Annotated in this window: 13 protein-coding genes; 8 read left to right on the top strand and 5 right to left on the bottom strand. The window is 41.6% G+C overall.

What is annotated here, in order from left to right:
* Nucleotides 1–6 precede the first annotated feature (6 nt).
* The 6 genes from HT680_RS08205 (at nt 7) to HT680_RS08230 (ending at nt 5243) form a co-directional block, all read left to right on the top strand.
* The gene (locus HT680_RS08205; protein ID WP_173259594.1) at nt 7–831 is read left to right on the top strand and encodes an ABC transporter ATP-binding protein; all 825 of its coding nucleotides are present in this window, start codon (nt 7–9) and stop codon (nt 829–831) included.
* Nucleotides 824–1522, top strand: coding sequence for an ABC transporter permease (locus tag HT680_RS08210; protein ID WP_173259596.1), 699 nt, complete (start codon nt 824–826; stop codon nt 1520–1522). The genes HT680_RS08205 and HT680_RS08210 overlap by 8 nt, the downstream gene beginning before the upstream one ends.
* Before the next feature lie 9 nt (nt 1523–1531).
* Complete coding sequence (locus tag HT680_RS08215) at nt 1532–2173, top strand: type II CAAX endopeptidase family protein (RefSeq protein ID WP_173259598.1); 642 nt, start codon at nt 1532–1534, stop codon at nt 2171–2173.
* Nucleotides 2174–2190: 17 nt separating this feature from the next.
* On the top strand, nt 2191–2409 hold the full coding sequence (locus HT680_RS08220; protein WP_038804236.1) for a hypothetical protein: 219 nt from the start codon (nt 2191–2193) through the stop codon (nt 2407–2409).
* 151 nt (nt 2410–2560) lie between these two features.
* Nucleotides 2561–4324, top strand: a complete 1764-nt coding sequence (aspS, locus tag HT680_RS08225; protein WP_173259600.1) for an aspartate--tRNA ligase — start codon at nt 2561–2563, stop codon at nt 4322–4324.
* On the top strand, nt 4302–5243 hold the full coding sequence (locus HT680_RS08230) for a YitT family protein (RefSeq protein ID WP_173259602.1): 942 nt from the start codon (nt 4302–4304) through the stop codon (nt 5241–5243). Before aspS ends, HT680_RS08230 begins: the two co-directional genes overlap by 23 nt.
* A gap of 33 nt (nt 5244–5276) precedes the next feature.
* On the opposite strand, the gene HT680_RS08235 is transcribed toward HT680_RS08230, so the two are convergent.
* From HT680_RS08235 to HT680_RS08255, 5 genes are all read right to left on the bottom strand, one after another.
* A complete protein-coding gene (locus HT680_RS08235; RefSeq protein WP_084973520.1) occupies nt 5277–6263 on the bottom strand; it encodes a LacI family DNA-binding transcriptional regulator in 987 nt (328 codons plus the stop codon).
* Nucleotides 6264–6272: 9 nt separating this feature from the next.
* Nucleotides 6273–7073 carry a DUF1189 domain-containing protein gene (locus tag HT680_RS08240; RefSeq protein WP_084973522.1) on the bottom strand — a complete coding sequence of 267 codons (801 nt, stop codon included), beginning with the start codon at nt 7071–7073 and terminating at the stop codon, nt 6273–6275.
* A gap of 180 nt (nt 7074–7253) precedes the next feature.
* The gene (locus tag HT680_RS08245) at nt 7254–8096 is read right to left on the bottom strand and encodes a sugar ABC transporter permease (protein ID WP_061418910.1); all 843 of its coding nucleotides are present in this window, start codon (nt 8094–8096) and stop codon (nt 7254–7256) included.
* A gap of 1 nt (nt 8097) precedes the next feature.
* Nucleotides 8098–9390, bottom strand: a complete 1293-nt coding sequence (locus HT680_RS08250) for a sugar ABC transporter permease (protein ID WP_000414944.1) — start codon at nt 9388–9390, stop codon at nt 8098–8100.
* Between the two features lie 124 nt (nt 9391–9514).
* Complete coding sequence (locus HT680_RS08255) at nt 9515–10783, bottom strand: extracellular solute-binding protein (protein WP_173259604.1); 1269 nt, start codon at nt 10781–10783, stop codon at nt 9515–9517.
* A gap of 474 nt (nt 10784–11257) precedes the next feature.
* On the opposite strand from HT680_RS08255, the gene malQ reads away from it, so the two are divergent.
* Together malQ and glgP are read left to right on the top strand one after the other, a co-directional pair.
* Nucleotides 11258–12775, top strand: coding sequence for a 4-alpha-glucanotransferase (gene malQ / locus HT680_RS08260; protein ID WP_173259606.1), 1518 nt, complete (start codon nt 11258–11260; stop codon nt 12773–12775).
* Between the two features lie 24 nt (nt 12776–12799).
* Nucleotides 12800–15058 carry a glycogen/starch/alpha-glucan family phosphorylase gene (gene glgP / locus HT680_RS08265; RefSeq protein ID WP_173259608.1) on the top strand — a complete coding sequence of 753 codons (2259 nt, stop codon included), beginning with the start codon at nt 12800–12802 and terminating at the stop codon, nt 15056–15058.
* Nucleotides 15059–15109 lie beyond the last annotated feature (51 nt).

Here is a 15109-nt window from a genome sequence, read left to right on the forward strand (position 1 = left end):
GTTTTTATGATTCGTGTTGAAAATGTAAGCAAAAGTTTTGGGAGCAAAAAAGCTCTTCATCAGATTTCTTTTGAGATTAAGGAAGGCGAAATCTTTGGTTTTCTTGGACCTTCTGGCTCAGGTAAAACAACCATGATCAACGTCTTAACAGGTCAGTTGGCTGCCGATCAAGGTAAGACAATTTTGTTAGGCAAGAATTCTCAAGATTTAACCTCAAACGATTTGGAACAAATCGGTATAGTTAGTGATGGCAGTGGTTTTTATGAAAAGATGAGTCTTTACAAAAATCTTCTCATCTACGCTAAGTTATATGGCCTCAAGTCGGATAGAGTAAATCAGGTGCTCCAACAGGTTGGATTATCAGATGCTAAAAACCTTATCGCAGAAAAATTATCTACAGGTATGAAACAGCGAATGTTCTTGGCCCGTGCTCTTCTAAACTCTCCCAAAATTCTCTTTCTAGATGAGCCAACAAGTGGTCTTGATCCTACCACCTCAAAATCGATTCATGCTCTCTTACAAGAATTGAAGCAGACTGGGACAACGATCTTTTTAACAACCCACGATATGAATGAAGCAACCTTGCTTTGCGACCGACTGTCTCTTTTAAATAAGGGAAACTTGATTGAGTATGGTAGCCCACAAGAGATTATCCAGAAATACCATGTGGATAAAAAGGTTCGTTTACGCTATCAAGATGGGTGCGAACAAGTGGTTCCTTTTGAAGAATTGCCTCATTTGAATACGACAAATCTAATAGCTGTTCATTCGTGTGAACCGACTTTAGAAGAAATCTTTATTAGATTGACAGGAGAAAAGTTAGATGTTTAGAAAATTAAATGCCCTTCTTTGGTTGAGGTTACAAGTTATTATTAGCAATTCAACCTTGTTAGCGACTTTGCTGATGCCCTTTGGTATTGCTATCCTAAATAATGAATTCTTAAACAAGAGTGGAGAATTGAGTATGTTTCTTCTCTCTACGAGTTTGACAATGGTCTTGAGTATGGGAAGTGGTTATATAGTATCGATTATGATAGCTGAGGACAAGGAAAAACGCAATCTTAAATCACTCATACTAAGTGGAGTGACAGCAACGGAGTATACTCTGAGCATGATGGCTCTTCCTCTTCTCGTGATGCTTCTTTCGATGGTTGTTCTACCTCTGTATCTTAAAGTTGATTTGACAAACTACTTTCTTGTTTATGGACTCTATCTGTTTTTGGCAACTATCAGCATGATCTTTCTTAATCTTCTTATCGGTGCAGTATCAGATACTCAGTCTAAGGCGCAAGTGTATAGTATTTTTCCTATGCTGACTTTCTCTTTCTTGCCCATTCTTGCCGTTCAAAACGAAACTGCTCAAAAACTGTTGGACTATTCTTTCATTGGACCTTTGGTAAGTCTGTTAAAAGAAGGTGGCGGAGAGTTATCTTTGAGAAGTCTTGCTCTTTTGCTAGCATGGATCCTTTTGCTAGGATTAGCTAGTCTCTTTGTATTGAAAAATAGTTATAAAGGAAAGTAGGAGTCTTTTATGAAATTACTTAAAAATCTTGGCTGGTTTCTTCTAGCTGTTCTATCCTTTTTCTTTGGCTATGGTCTGGTTCAGAGTATGGCTCTGTCAGCTCTTGGACTAGGGGCTTCAATCTTTGGAGTCTTGCCACTTTATATCGTCCTGTCAGGAGCCTATGTTTATGGAGTTTACAGATGGTATCAGACAGAAAAGGTTAGCATCCAGACGACGGCTTTTAATCGTTTCATTTGGTTGCCAACCCTAGTTTTGCTAGTGGCGATTACAGCCCAGTTCTTTTTGCCAGATGATCCATCAGTCAATCAACAAATCGTATCACAATTGACAGTTGCTCAGCCTGTCTTTGGTTTCTTTATGGTAGTGGTCTTTGCTCCTCTGACGGAAGAACTCATCTTTAGAGGGATGCTGGCGCGCTATCTCTTTCCTAAGCAAAACAACAGCAAACAGACAGCTCTGTTTCTCCTCGTATCGAGTGTGCTTTTTGCCTTGATTCATTTTCCAGGGACTTTGCAACAGTTTTTAGTTTATGCCAGTCTGGGATTGAGTTTGGGTCTGGCTTATGTGAGCCGAAAAGGTCTTCTTTATAGCATTTCTTTACACGCTTTGAATAATTTAATCGGCTTTTTGATGATACTCATGCTATAATAGAGTCAGGAGGTCACATGAAACGAGTAATTTTATTAGCAGTGATACAGGCGGTCGTTCTCTTCTTTATCATCGGGGCACTTGCCTATGCCTTTAAAGGCGACTTCTTTTACAACTATCTAGCAGTTGTCTTTGCGCCTATTGCTGGAATCTTACGTTTTGCAACAGCTTATGCGACGGAGATTGTTCTACCCAAAAAGGCAGCTGAGATTGCCGAAAAGCGTAAAAAAGGTTAAAAATCCTATTCAGGGAATCCGATGACATTTTCATCGGATTTTTTGTCTGTTTGTTTTGATTTCTAAAGGCAACCAAACTTTTCTGCTGATTTTCATGAAGAGCCTGCGCTTTTATGGTAAAATAGTAACAGAATAAAAGAGGAGAGAAAACATGAAACGTAGTATGTATGCTGGTCGTGTTCGTGAGGAACACATCGGACAAGAAATGACCTTGAAAGGGTGGGTTGGCCGTCGTCGTGACTTGGGTGGTTTGATTTTTATTGACCTTCGTGACCGTGAAGGGATCATGCAGTTGGTTATCAACCCCGAAAAAGTATCTGCAGAAGTCATGGCAATAGCAGAAAGCCTTCGCAGTGAGTTTGTCATTGAGGTGACTGGTCAGGTTGCTGCGCGTGAGCAAGCAAATGATAAATTAGCGACTGGTGCGGTTGAGTTAAATGTGACAGCTCTGATAGTACTTAATACAGCCAAAACAACACCTTTTGAAATTAAGGATGGGATTGAGGCCAATGACGATACACGTTTGCGTTACCGTTACCTTGACCTTCGTCGTCCAGAAATGCTAGAAAACCTTAAGCTTCGTGCTAAGGTGACCCACTCTATCCGCAACTACTTGGATGAGTTGGAATTTATCGATGTGGAGACGCCATTCCTTTCTAAGTCAACGCCAGAAGGGGCGCGTGACTATTTGGTGCCATCTCGTGTCAATAAAGGACATTTCTACGCTCTTCCTCAGAGCCCACAAATCACGAAACAGCTCTTGATGAATGCTGGTTTCGACCGCTATTACCAAATCGTCAAATGTTTCCGTGACGAGGACTTGCGTGGGGATCGCCAGCCGGAGTTTACCCAGGTCGACTTGGAAACGTCTTTCCTTAGTGAGCAAGAAATTCAAGATATCACAGAAGGCTTGATTGCGCGCGTAATGAAAGAAACAAAAGGCATCGACGTGACGCTTCCATTTCCTCGTATGAAGTACGATGACGCGATGGCTCTGTATGGTTCTGACAAACCTGATACCCGTTTTGATATGTTGCTTCAGGACTTGACAGAAGTTGTCAAGGGTGTTGATTTTAAAGTCTTCTCAGAAGCACCTGCCGTTAAAGCCATTGTGGTTAAAGGAGCTGCGGACAACTATTCACGTAAAGACATCGACAAGATGACCGAAGTAGCTAAGCAGTACGGGGCCAAAGGTCTTGCTTGGGTCAAGGTTGTGGATGGGGAATTAAACGGACCAGTTGCCAAATTCTTGACTGTCATCCAAGCAAACTTGACTGCAGCACTTGGTCTTGAAGATAAGGATTTGGTTCTCTTTGTGGCGGATACGCTTGAAGTGGCGAATGCAACACTTGGTGCCCTTCGTGGCCGTATTGCTAAAGAGCTTGACTTGATTGATAACGATAAGTTCAACTTCCTTTGGGTGGTTGATTGGCCAATGTTTGAATGGTCTGAAGAAGAAGGCCGCTACATGAGCGCCCACCATCCATTTACCCTTCCACAGGAAGAAACAGCCCACGAATTAGAAGGTGAATTGGCCAATGTTCGTGCCATTGCTTACGATATCGTCTTGAACGGTTATGAGCTTGGCGGTGGTAGTCTTCGTATCAACCAAAAAGACCTTCAAGAACGCATGTTTAAGGCTCTTGGTTTCTCAGCTGAGGAAGCCAATGACCAGTTTGGTTTTCTTCTTGAAGCCATGGACTATGGTTTCCCACCACACGGTGGTTTGGCTATCGGTCTTGACCGTTTTGTGATGCTCTTAGCAGGAGAAGAAAATATCCGTGAAGTCATTGCCTTTCCTAAGAACAATAAGGCAACCGACCCAATGACACAAGCTCCATCAACAGTCGCTCTCAAACAACTAGAGGAACTCAGCTTACAAGTAGAAGAAGATGAAACAAGCAAAACGAATTAAGCGGTGGCGCTATTATCTGCGCCGCTTTGCTTATCAGATAAAAATCTTACGAGTTTTACAAAGTATCTCTCGGGAAAAATACGATGAGAAAGTATCGGCTTCTCTGGTTTATGGCTTTCTGTCAGCAGTAGCAGTCAATTTCTTTTTTCAACCAGGACACGTTTACTCCAGTGGTGCGACAGGTTTGGCACAGATCATCTCTGCCTTGAGTCATCACTGGTTTGGGTTTTACATTCCGATATCGCTGACCTTTTATGCCATCAATTTTCCGTTGATGATTTTGGCTTGGTATCAGATTGGGCATAAGTTTACAATCTTTACCTTTATCACAGTATCCATGAGTTCCCTCTTTATCCAGATTGTACCAGTTGTGACCTTGACAGAGGATCCCATTATCAATGCCCTTTTTGGGGGGGTTGTCATGGGCTTGGGAATCGGTTTTGCGCTCCGTAACAATATTTCTAGCGGAGGTACAGATATCGTCAGTCTGACCATTCGAAAGAAGACAGGGAGAAATGTCGGCAGTATTTCTTTCTTAGTGAATGGGACCATTATGCTGATAGCAGGATTGACCTTTGGTTGGAAATACGCCCTTTACTCAATGATCACCATCTTTGTCTCTAGTCGTGTGACAGACGCTGTCTTTACCAAGCAAAAACGCATGCAGGCTATGATTGTGACCAGTAATCCTGACAAGGTAATCGAAAAAATCCATAAAAAATTGCACCGCGGAGCTACTATGATCCACGATGCGGAAGGAACCTATAATCATGAGAGAAAAGCAGTCTTGATTACGGTTATCACGCGAGCAGAGTTTAATGATTTTAAACACATCATGAAACAGGTTGATCCAACAGCCTTTGTCTCTGTATCCGAAAATGTCCACATCTTAGGACGATTCGTAGAAACAGACAATTAATAATACTCAAAAGACCAGCCGCAAGGCTGGTCTTTATTTTTCGATAATTTTGTGGGCAATCAGCTGACGGTAACAAATCTGTCTATTATTTTTCGCGTCATTGATAATCTGCAAAATCGTTTCAAATGATGTTCGTCCAAGTTCAAGACTATTAATGTCAACATAGGCTACTAGGTCGAGACGAGGATTGACAGAGTCGAAACTCAAGACAGGAACATTTAACTGATGCTTACTGATGTAGTCGCAAACCCCCTCAGCTAGAAGGCTGTCGGTTGTGATGATGGCATCAATCTGCGGATCGTGCTCAAATAGGAGTTTGCTGAATTGATACCCTTTTTCTTCTAGAAATTCATTTGCAAAGTAAGTCAGGTTGGTATCAATCGAAAGTTGGTGTTGTTTGAGTGCCAATTCGTAACCTTTTAGACGGTCTTGTGTAACGAAAAGTTTCTTGGTTCCTCCGATAAAGGCGATTCTGCTACAGCCCTTTTTGATGAAATACTCAGTTGCATCAAAACCGGCTTGGACATTATCATTGTCGACAAGTGGGATAAAGGGTGAGAGGGATTTTCCAAGGATGAGGAAAGGAAACTGTTCTTCCGCTACGAGCTTCACCAGTGGATCTTCTTCTTGAGCGTAGAGGAAGATCAGGCCATCGACACGTTTCCCATAGACCATTTGAGAAATGGCATTGAGACGCTCCTTCTCATCTTTACCAGTCGCAATCTGAATAGCATAGTGGTTTTCAGATGCGACTTGGGCGATCCCTCGTAGGACAGATGGGAAGAAAGGATTTTGGTAGAAGGCATCTGAGTCGTCAGGCAATACCAAACCAATAACTTGAGTATAGCTGCTAACTAGACTACGAGCATTGAGATTGGGATGGTAGTTGAGTTCCTTCATTGCCTTGCGAACTCGTTTTTTGGTTTCATCACTAATCGTTGATTTGTTTTGAATAACGCGGGTTACGGTTGAAGGTGAGACACCTGCAGCCTTGGCCACATCTTTAATCGTAACGGGCATAAAAATCTCCTATTTATGATAATCTGGATCACGGAAATGTGTCTTGTAAAAAATAGTGACCAGATACAGAACAAAAAGAATGTTTTGTACAGTGATAAGGGTTGTCATATTTTGGCCAAAAAGTCCCAAAATAAGTGTAATCAGAGTTGGTAATCCTAAACAGTTCAAGATAAAATGGTAGCACTCTTTAAAGCTCCTAAATGAAAAGAGGCGTGATTTTTTGGTGATATAAAGGAGAAGACTAGCTCCAAGAGAGACAATGAAGAAATTCAATCCAAAGAGGAAGCTAGCACCAAGGACGAGAAAGAGACTGATATAGACACGGTTCTGTTGGTACCAGTCTTTAGAAATAGCCTGAGTTAAAGTTTCCTTACTCTGGAAACTCTCCGTTTGAATGGCGTGGTAGCGAATACGAGTCAGCTCTTTACTTTCCTTGCTGATGACGAGTTCTTCGGTATCAAAATGAAGTTGCAAATCCTTTGGCAATTCCTTGCTTGGACTTGGACCAATCAGAAGAGAAGCTTGCTGATTTTTGGTTCCAGCATAGCTCAGTTTTCCATCTATTATCTGCGCATTCTCTGACAAGTCCATGATAGTTTCATCTGTCAGGGGTGTGTAGACATTATCGATAAACGTATCCAATGGATACGTTTCCTGTGAGCTGTTTTGAATGGCAATTGGAATCATGGACAAGCTGATGAGGAAAATGCTAGTAAAGAGGAGTTGAAACCAGTTGAGTCCGAAACGTTTTGACAGGGGCTTACGAAATCCCCAGATACTAGTAAAATACGAGAATGGATATGGAAGCATAGGCATCTTTCTAAAAATGTTTTCTATATGAGTAATATTATATAGAGAAATATACTTTATTTCAAGTCTAGTAGATAAATTGCTTATTTAAAAGCGAATCTTGCTACTATTTGTGATCTTGTGTCTAATCTTTCAACTTTACAAGCAAGATAAAAAATGAAAAAGGGTGGCGGGGATAGATTATCCCTTGTCGCCACCACTTGTAAGTCCTGAAACAAAGTTCTTTTGTAGGAAGAAGAAGAGAATACAGATTGGAAGGGCGATGAGGATAGCACCTGCTGAGAAGTAGGCAATCTTCATGTTTTTCACGTTGTTAACGAAGGTTTGGAGACCGACGGCAACAGTAAAGTATTCTTTCTCACGAAGCAAGAAACTAGAGAGAATGTAGTCTCCGAAAGGTCCCATGAAGGCCCATAGAGCTTGTACAGCCACCATTGGGCGAACGAGTGGGAGAACAATTTGCCAGAAGCGGCGGAAGTGTCCAGCACCATCTAGTTTTGCAGATTCGTCTAGAGACATTGGCACGGTATCGAAGTAGCCTTTCATCAGCCAAGCATTCATCGGAATACCTCCACCGACGTAGAGGAAGATGAGGAACCAGCTATGGTTAAGGGCGTTCAACATAAGTGCCATAACGAAGAAGGCTGTCAAAGCGGCCATAGTTGGCACCATTTGGATAATCAAGAAGAAGACCAAACTTTGCTTACGAGCCAAGAAGTTGTAACGACTGTAGGCGTAACCTGCAAGTACGATGATACTTGTTTGAACAGCCATTGTGATAAAGGCAATAATCAAAGTATTAAGGTACCAAGTGCCATACAAGGTTTCGGTGAAGAGCCCTTTAAAGTTATCAAAATTGAAGTCGATGTTAGTATCTAGTTTAAAGGCTGCGACGTTACCTGCTTTGAAGGCGGACATGATGGTGATCAAAAGTGGGTAGATGATCACGATTGATAGGCCAATCAAGTAGAGGTAAGTGAGGGTTTGAGTCAGTCTACGTTTGAGTTTGATTGAGTTATTCATCTTAGACGTCCTCCATATCAAATGCGTGTAGTTTCTTGAATGCGATCATAGAGATAGAGATGACAATGATTGAGATAATCAAGGTAACAGCTGCCGCCATAGAGTATTGAGGAGATGTACCTGTTGTCAAACGGTAAATCCATGAGATCAAGATATCAGTTGAACCGGCTCCGCCTCCAACAGTACCAGGACCTCCGCCATTAAAGAGGTACATGATAGAGAAGTTGTTAAAGTTGAAGGTGTATTGGCTGATCAATGTTGGTGCTGCAACAGCCAAGATCATTGGGAAAGTGATGTTGCGGAATTTTTGCCAAGCATTAGCACCATCGATGTAAGCCGCTTCGTAGAGGTCGTTAGGAATAGACTGCAAGATACCCAAGGTCAAAACGTAGATGTATGGGAATCCAAGCCAACCTTGCATCATAATCAAGGCAACCTTAGTCCAAGTTGGATTTGTTTTCCAAGGGATAAGAGCTCCATCTAGGAAGGGAAGGACCTTAGACAAAAGAGGCAAGACTTGGGTGTTGATGGCACCGACACTATCATTAAACATGTTTGAGAATGTCAAGATAGTGATGAAAGCTGGAACAGCCCAAGGAAGAAGGAAAATGACACCAAAGATACGTTTTCCTTTGATAAATGGTTGATTAGCAATGATAGCGGTGAAGATACCAATCACAATCTGCAAAGTAGAAGCAGACAAGGCCCAGATAATGGTCCAAGAAAGAACGGAACCAAAGGCTGAACGGAAGGTACTTAAGCTCCAGATGTTTGTGAAGTTAGTCAAACCAACCCAGTCCAACAATTTGTTTGGTGGCAAGTGTTGGAAGTCATAGTTGGTAAAGGCGATCATCAAGGTTACGATAACTGGGAAGATAATCGCAAATGTCATCGCTACATACGATGGGATAATCAAAAGGTATGGGAATCCATTCTCATAAATACCTTTAATCATATCCTTGAAGGTACGAGCTACAGGAATACCATTGTTGATACGTTTAGCAGTCGTATGTGCGTCCTTGATATTAAAGATATAAAAGAGCAGGTAGACGACAACAAAGATAGAGTGGAAGGCACCACGAATCAGCATGAAAAGTGAATTGTCACGACCAGGTTTCACACCAAGTGTGATCAAATTGCTCAATTCAGGGCTTGCAAGTGTTAGAAAATACAGAACAAATAAAACGGTAACACCAAGGAAAATAAATCCTTTAGCTTTTTGTTTGTTATAGATTTGTCCTAAACCAGGAATGATTGACAGCAAGGCTGCTTTGCGAGGCTGTTGTTTTTCCATGATTACTCCTTTCATAGGATGCGAGATAAAACTCGGGTTCAATCGCAAGATACGCATATTTAATAAGAAACGCATCTATACATTCAAAGGGGGATTTCACTTCCACCCCCCTTGAACAAATCAATTATTCACCAAATTTTTGTTTGATTGTTTCTTTGATCAATGTTACAGCATCGTTAGCAGCTGTTTTCGCATCTTTCTTACCACTTACAGCTTCAAAGAGCATAGTTTTCGCTGGGTCCCAAACAGCTGACATTTGTGAGATGTTTGGCATTGGTTGAGCGTTCTTGAACTGTTCGATAACAGCTGTTGTCAACTCATCTTTTTTACCTTCAGCATAAGTACGAGCTTCTGTGTTAGCTGGGATTTCGTTGGTTGCATCGTAGAAGGCTTTTTGTTGTTCAGTTGATACAAGGAAGTCTACAAATTTTTGAGCAGCTTCAAGGTTCTTAGTGCTTGATGGAATGATCCAAGCTTTACCACCACCGAATGTTTCGTAGTTTTTCCCGTTTGGAAGAGTTGGGATAGTAGCAACACCGTAGTTTACTTTAGCATCTTTGAATGCTTGAGCTTTCCAAGGACCATCGATGATGGCAGCTGTTTTACCTTCTTGGAATTGAGTTTGGATTAAGTTTGGAGCTCCTTCAGTATCTTGCATACCTTTAGGCCATTTTTCGTACCAAGATTTAGCGTAGTTGATAGCTGTAATGGCACCTTCGTTTGCAAGTCCGATGTCTTTAGGATCTTTACCGTTTTGTCCGAATACGTAAGCACCGTTACCAGCAAGAAGTCCATATGAGTAGTAGAAGTTTGTCCAGTCAGCAAGGAAGGCAGTTGTTTTACCATCTTCACCAGCGAAAGCGTATTTGCTGTCCTTAGCAAGATTTTCTAGGTCACCAAAAGTTTTAGGAGCTTCTTTTAGCAAGTCTTTATTGTAGTACAAAACGAGTGATTCGATAACGGCTGGAGCACCATACACTTTACCACCAACAGTTACAAGAGATTTTGTTTTATCGTCTGTCTTTGCACCGTCGCTAAGAGTAACTTCTGAAAGTTGTCCGTCAGTACCAAGGCTACCTACACGGTCGTATGGAGCCATCATGACATCAGCAGCTTTACCAGATTGGTTGTCAAGTGAAAGATTGTCAAGACCACCCATTTGGTCTCCTGTTTTGATAGTAACTTTTACACCTGCTTCTTTTTCATAAGCTTTTGCAGCTGATTCAGCAAAGGCTTTATATTGGTCTTCAACATAGAAAGTGAGTTCTTTTGCTTCTGAAGAGCTAGTATCAGCCGCTTTATCAGCAGATTTGCTTCCGCAAGCTACCAAGAGCAAGCTAGCAAGAGTAGCAGTTCCGAGCACAGCAGCGCTCTTCATGAATTTAGATGACATAGTGTATTCCTCCTAAAGAATAACAAAAATAATTTAATGAGAAAACGCAAACGTTTTCTTTTATGTGCCTAGTATAGCACAAACAGAAAACGGTTGCAAGCATTTTTAGAAAAAATTTTAAAAAATTTTTAAGGTTTCAAACATTTGTTAAAGCCCTTATATAAGAAAGAACTTAAAATATTTGTTTTTCTTGAATTGAAAATATATTAGGGAAACGATTGCGCAAATTTGGCTCGATTTTTCAGAAAATAGAGCAGAAGTTTGGAATGAATTATCTTAAATCAGAAAATTTTTAAAAAAATTTTCGCTCATTTCATAAAATATCAATGGGAACAAGTTTTGGTTGATTAAAATAATTCAAAAAATTTTTTAAAAACGCTTGCATTTGTGTTTAAAATGCGCTATACTTAACTTAACGCAAACGTTTGCGCCTTGATTGCGCAACGTTTTATAACAAACACATGAGGTGCTATTATGAAAAAACGTCAAAGTGGTGTGTTGATGCACATCTCTTCTCTACCAGGAGCATACGGGATTGGATCATTTGGTCAGACTGCCTATGATTTCGTTGATTTCTTGGTTCGTACGAAGCAACGTTACTGGCAAATTCTCCCTCTTGGGACAACAAGCTATGGAGATTCTCCATACCAATCATTCTCAGCCTTTGCTGGAAATACGCATTTTATTGACCTTGATATCTTGGTAGAGCAAGGCTTGCTCGAAGCTAGTGACCTTGAAGGTGTTGACTTTGGTAGCGATGCATCTGAGGTTGACTATGCGAAGATTTACCACGCACGTCGTCCGCTTTTAGAAAAAGCAGTTAAACGCTTCTTGGAAGTAGGAGATGTCAAAGATTTTGAGAAATTTGCTCAAGACAACCAATCATGGCTCGAACTCTTCGCAGAATATATGGCGATTAAAGAGCATTTTGACAATCTTGCTTGGACAGAATGGCCAGACGCAGATGCTCGTGCGCGTAAAGCTTCAGCACTTGAAAGCTACCGTGAGAAATTGGCAGACAAGTTGGTTTACCATCGTGTGACTCAATACTTCTTCTTCCAACAATGGTTGAAATTGAAAGCCTACGCTAACGATAACCACATCGAAATTGTTGGAGACATGCCTATCTACGTAGCGGAAGATTCAAGCGACATGTGGGCAAATCCACACCTCTTCAAGACAGATGCCAATGGTAAAGCAACTTGCATCGCAGGATGCCCACCAGATGAGTTTTCTGCCACTGGTCAGCTTTGGGGGAACCCAATCTATGACTGGGAAGCAATGGACAAAGACGGTTACAAATGGTGGGTTGAACGCTTGCGTGAAAGCTTTAAGATCTATGACATCGTTCGTATCGACCATTTCCGTGGTTTCGAATCTTACTGGGAAATTCCTGCTGGTTCCGATACAGCAGCACCTGGTAAATGGGTGAAAGGTCCAGGCTACAAACTCTTCGCAGCTGTTAAAGAAGAACTTGGTGACTTAAACATCATCGCAGAAGACCTTGGTTTCATGACAGATGAAGTCATCGAGTTACGTGAACGCACTGGCTTCCCAGGGATGAAGATTCTTCAATTCGCCTTCAACCCAGAAGACGAAAGTATCGACAGCCCACACTTGGCACCTGCCAACTCTGTTATGTACACAGGAACACACGATAACAACACGGTCCTTGGTTGGTACCGTAATGAGATCGACGATCCAACTCGCGAGTACATGGCTCGTTACACGAACCGTAAAGAGTATGAAACAGTGCCACACGCAATGCTTCGCACAGTATTTTCATCCGTTAGCTTCATGGCTATTGCAACTATGCAAGACTTGCTAGAACTAGATGAGTCAGCTCGTATGAACTTCCCATCTACTCTTGGCGGAAACTGGTCATGGCGTATGACAGCAGACCAACTCACACCAGCTGTTGAAGAAACTTTGCTTGACTTGACTACAATTTATCGCCGAATTAATGAAAATTTGGTAGAATTAAAGAAATAAGACAATATCAGGAGACACATAAACATGTTACCATTAAACGAATTTGTACAAAAACGTTACAATAAAACCATTGCAGAATGTAGCAATGAAGAGCTTTACCTTGCTCTTCTCAACTACAGCAAGCTTGCAAGCAGCCAAAAACCAGTTAATACTGGTAAGAAAAAAGTTTACTACATCTCTGCTGAGTTCTTGATCGGTAAACTCTTGTCAAACAACTTGATTAACCTCGGACTTTACGATGACGTGAAAAAAGAACTTGCAGATGCTGGTAAAGAGTTGATCGAAATCGAAGAAGTAGAATTGGAACCATCACTTGGTAACGGTGGCTTGGGACGTTTGGCAGCTTGCTTTATCGACTCAATCGCTACACTTGGTTTGAATGGTGATGGTGTTGGTTTGAACTACCACTTCGGTCTTTTCCAACAAGTTCTTAAAAACAACCAACAAGAAACAATTCCTAACGCTTGGTTGACAGAGCAAAACTGGTTGGTACGCTCAAGCCGTAGCTACCAAGTGCCATTTGCACACTTCACATTGACATCGACTCTTTACGATATTGATGTACCTGGTTACAAGACAGCTACTAAAAACCGCTTGCGTTTATTTGACTTGGATTCAGTTGATTCTTCTATCATCGAAGATGGTATCAACTTTGACAAGACAGATATCGCTCGCAACTTGACTCTCTTCCTTTACCCAGACGACAGCGACAAGCAAGGTGAATTGCTCCGTATCTTCCAACAATACTTCATGGTTTCAAACGGTGCGCAATTGATCATCGACGAAGCAATCGAAAAAGGAAGCAACTTGCATGACCTTGCGGACTACGCAGTTGTACAAATCAACGATACTCACCCATCAATGGTGATCCCTGAATTGATCCGTCTCTTGACTGCACGTGGTATCGAACTTGATGAAGCAATCTCGATCGTACGTAGCATGACTGCCTACACTAACCACACAATCCTTGCTGAAGCCCTTGAAAAATGGCCTCTTGAATTCTTGGAAGAAGTGGTTCCTCACTTGGTACCAATCATCGAAGAATTGGACCGTCGTGTGAAGGCAGAATACAAAGATCCAGCTGTTCAAATCATCGATGAGAGCGAACGTGTCCACATGGCTCACATGGATATCCACTATGGATACAGCGTAAACGGGGTTGCGGCTCTCCACACTGAGATTTTGAAAAACTCAGAGTTGAAAGCTTTCTACGACATCTACCCAGAAAAATTCAACAACAAAACAAACGGTATCACTTTCCGTCGTTGGCTCATGCATGCTAACCCAAGCTTGTCTCACTACTTGGATGAGATCATTGGCCGTGGTTGGCACCATGAAGCGGATGAGCTTGAAAAACTTTTGTCATACGAAGACAAGGCTGCTGTCAAAGAAAAATTGGAAAGCATCAAGGCTCACAACAAACGTAAATTGGCTCGTCACTTGAAAGAACACCAAGGTGTGGAGATCAATACAAACTCTATCTTTGATATCCAAATCAAACGTCTTCACGAGTACAAACGCCAACAAATGAACGCTTTGTATGTGATCCACAAATACCTTGATATCAAGGCTGGTAATATCCCTGCTCGTCCAATCACAGTCTTCTTTGGTGGTAAAGCAGCTCCTGCCTACACAATCGCTCAAGATATCATCCACTTGATTCTTTGCTTATCAGAAGTGATTGCAAATGACCCAGCAGTAGCTCCACACTTGCAAGTTGTAATGGTTGAAAACTATAACGTTACTGCAGCAAGCTTCCTCATCCCAGCATGTGACATCTCAGAACAAATCTCACTTGCTTCTAAAGAAGCTTCAGGTACTGGTAACATGAAATTCATGTTGAATGGAGCTTTGACTCTTGGTACTATGGACGGAGCTAACGTGGAAATTGCTGAATTGGTTGGCGACGAAAACATCTACATCTTCGGTGAAGATTCAGAAACTGTTATTGACCTTTACGCAAAAGCAGCTTACAAATCAAGCGAATTCTACGCTCGTGAAGCTATCAAACCATTGGTTGACTTCATCGTGAGCGATGCTGTTCTTGCAGTAGGTAAGAAAGAACGCTTGGAACGTCTTTACAACGAATTGATCAACAAAGACTGGTTCATGACTCTACTTGACTTGGAAGACTACATCAAAGTGAAAGAGCAAATGCTTGCTGACTACGAAGACCGTGACGCATGGTTGGATAAAGTCATCGTCAACATTGCCAAAGCAGGATTCTTCTCATCTGACCGTACAATCGCTCAGTATAACGAAGATATCTGGCACTTGAACTAATAATTACATAATTTAAACCCGTACCTTGAAGGTGCGGGTTTTGTTTTATCT

The sequence above is a fragment of the Streptococcus sp. 5905 genome, assembly GCF_013276505.1.
GTDB lineage: Bacteria > Bacillota > Bacilli > Lactobacillales > Streptococcaceae > Streptococcus.

Excerpts from the sequence above, each read along its gene's own strand:
- HT680_RS08205 (WP_173259594.1), top strand. The coding sequence starts at position 7 with ATGATTCGTGTTGAAAATGTAAGCAAAAGTTTTGGGAGCAAAAAAGCT.
- HT680_RS08210 (WP_173259596.1), top strand. The coding sequence starts at position 824 with ATGTTTAGAAAATTAAATGCCCTTCTTTGGTTGAGGTTACAAGTTATT.
- HT680_RS08215 (WP_173259598.1), top strand. The coding sequence starts at position 1,532 with ATGAAATTACTTAAAAATCTTGGCTGGTTTCTTCTAGCTGTTCTATCC.
- HT680_RS08220 (WP_038804236.1), top strand. The coding sequence starts at position 2,191 with ATGAAACGAGTAATTTTATTAGCAGTGATACAGGCGGTCGTTCTCTTC.
- aspS (WP_173259600.1), top strand. The coding sequence starts at position 2,561 with ATGAAACGTAGTATGTATGCTGGTCGTGTTCGTGAGGAACACATCGGA.
- HT680_RS08230 (WP_173259602.1), top strand. The coding sequence starts at position 4,302 with ATGAAACAAGCAAAACGAATTAAGCGGTGGCGCTATTATCTGCGCCGC.
- HT680_RS08235 (WP_084973520.1), bottom strand. The coding sequence starts at position 6,263 with ATGCCCGTTACGATTAAAGATGTGGCCAAGGCTGCAGGTGTCTCACCT.
- HT680_RS08240 (WP_084973522.1), bottom strand. The coding sequence starts at position 7,073 with ATGCTTCCATATCCATTCTCGTATTTTACTAGTATCTGGGGATTTCGT.
- HT680_RS08245 (WP_061418910.1), bottom strand. The coding sequence starts at position 8,096 with ATGAATAACTCAATCAAACTCAAACGTAGACTGACTCAAACCCTCACT.
- HT680_RS08250 (WP_000414944.1), bottom strand. The coding sequence starts at position 9,390 with ATGGAAAAACAACAGCCTCGCAAAGCAGCCTTGCTGTCAATCATTCCT.
- HT680_RS08255 (WP_173259604.1), bottom strand. The coding sequence starts at position 10,783 with ATGTCATCTAAATTCATGAAGAGCGCTGCTGTGCTCGGAACTGCTACT.
- malQ (WP_173259606.1), top strand. The coding sequence starts at position 11,258 with ATGAAAAAACGTCAAAGTGGTGTGTTGATGCACATCTCTTCTCTACCA.
- glgP (WP_173259608.1), top strand. The coding sequence starts at position 12,800 with ATGTTACCATTAAACGAATTTGTACAAAAACGTTACAATAAAACCATT.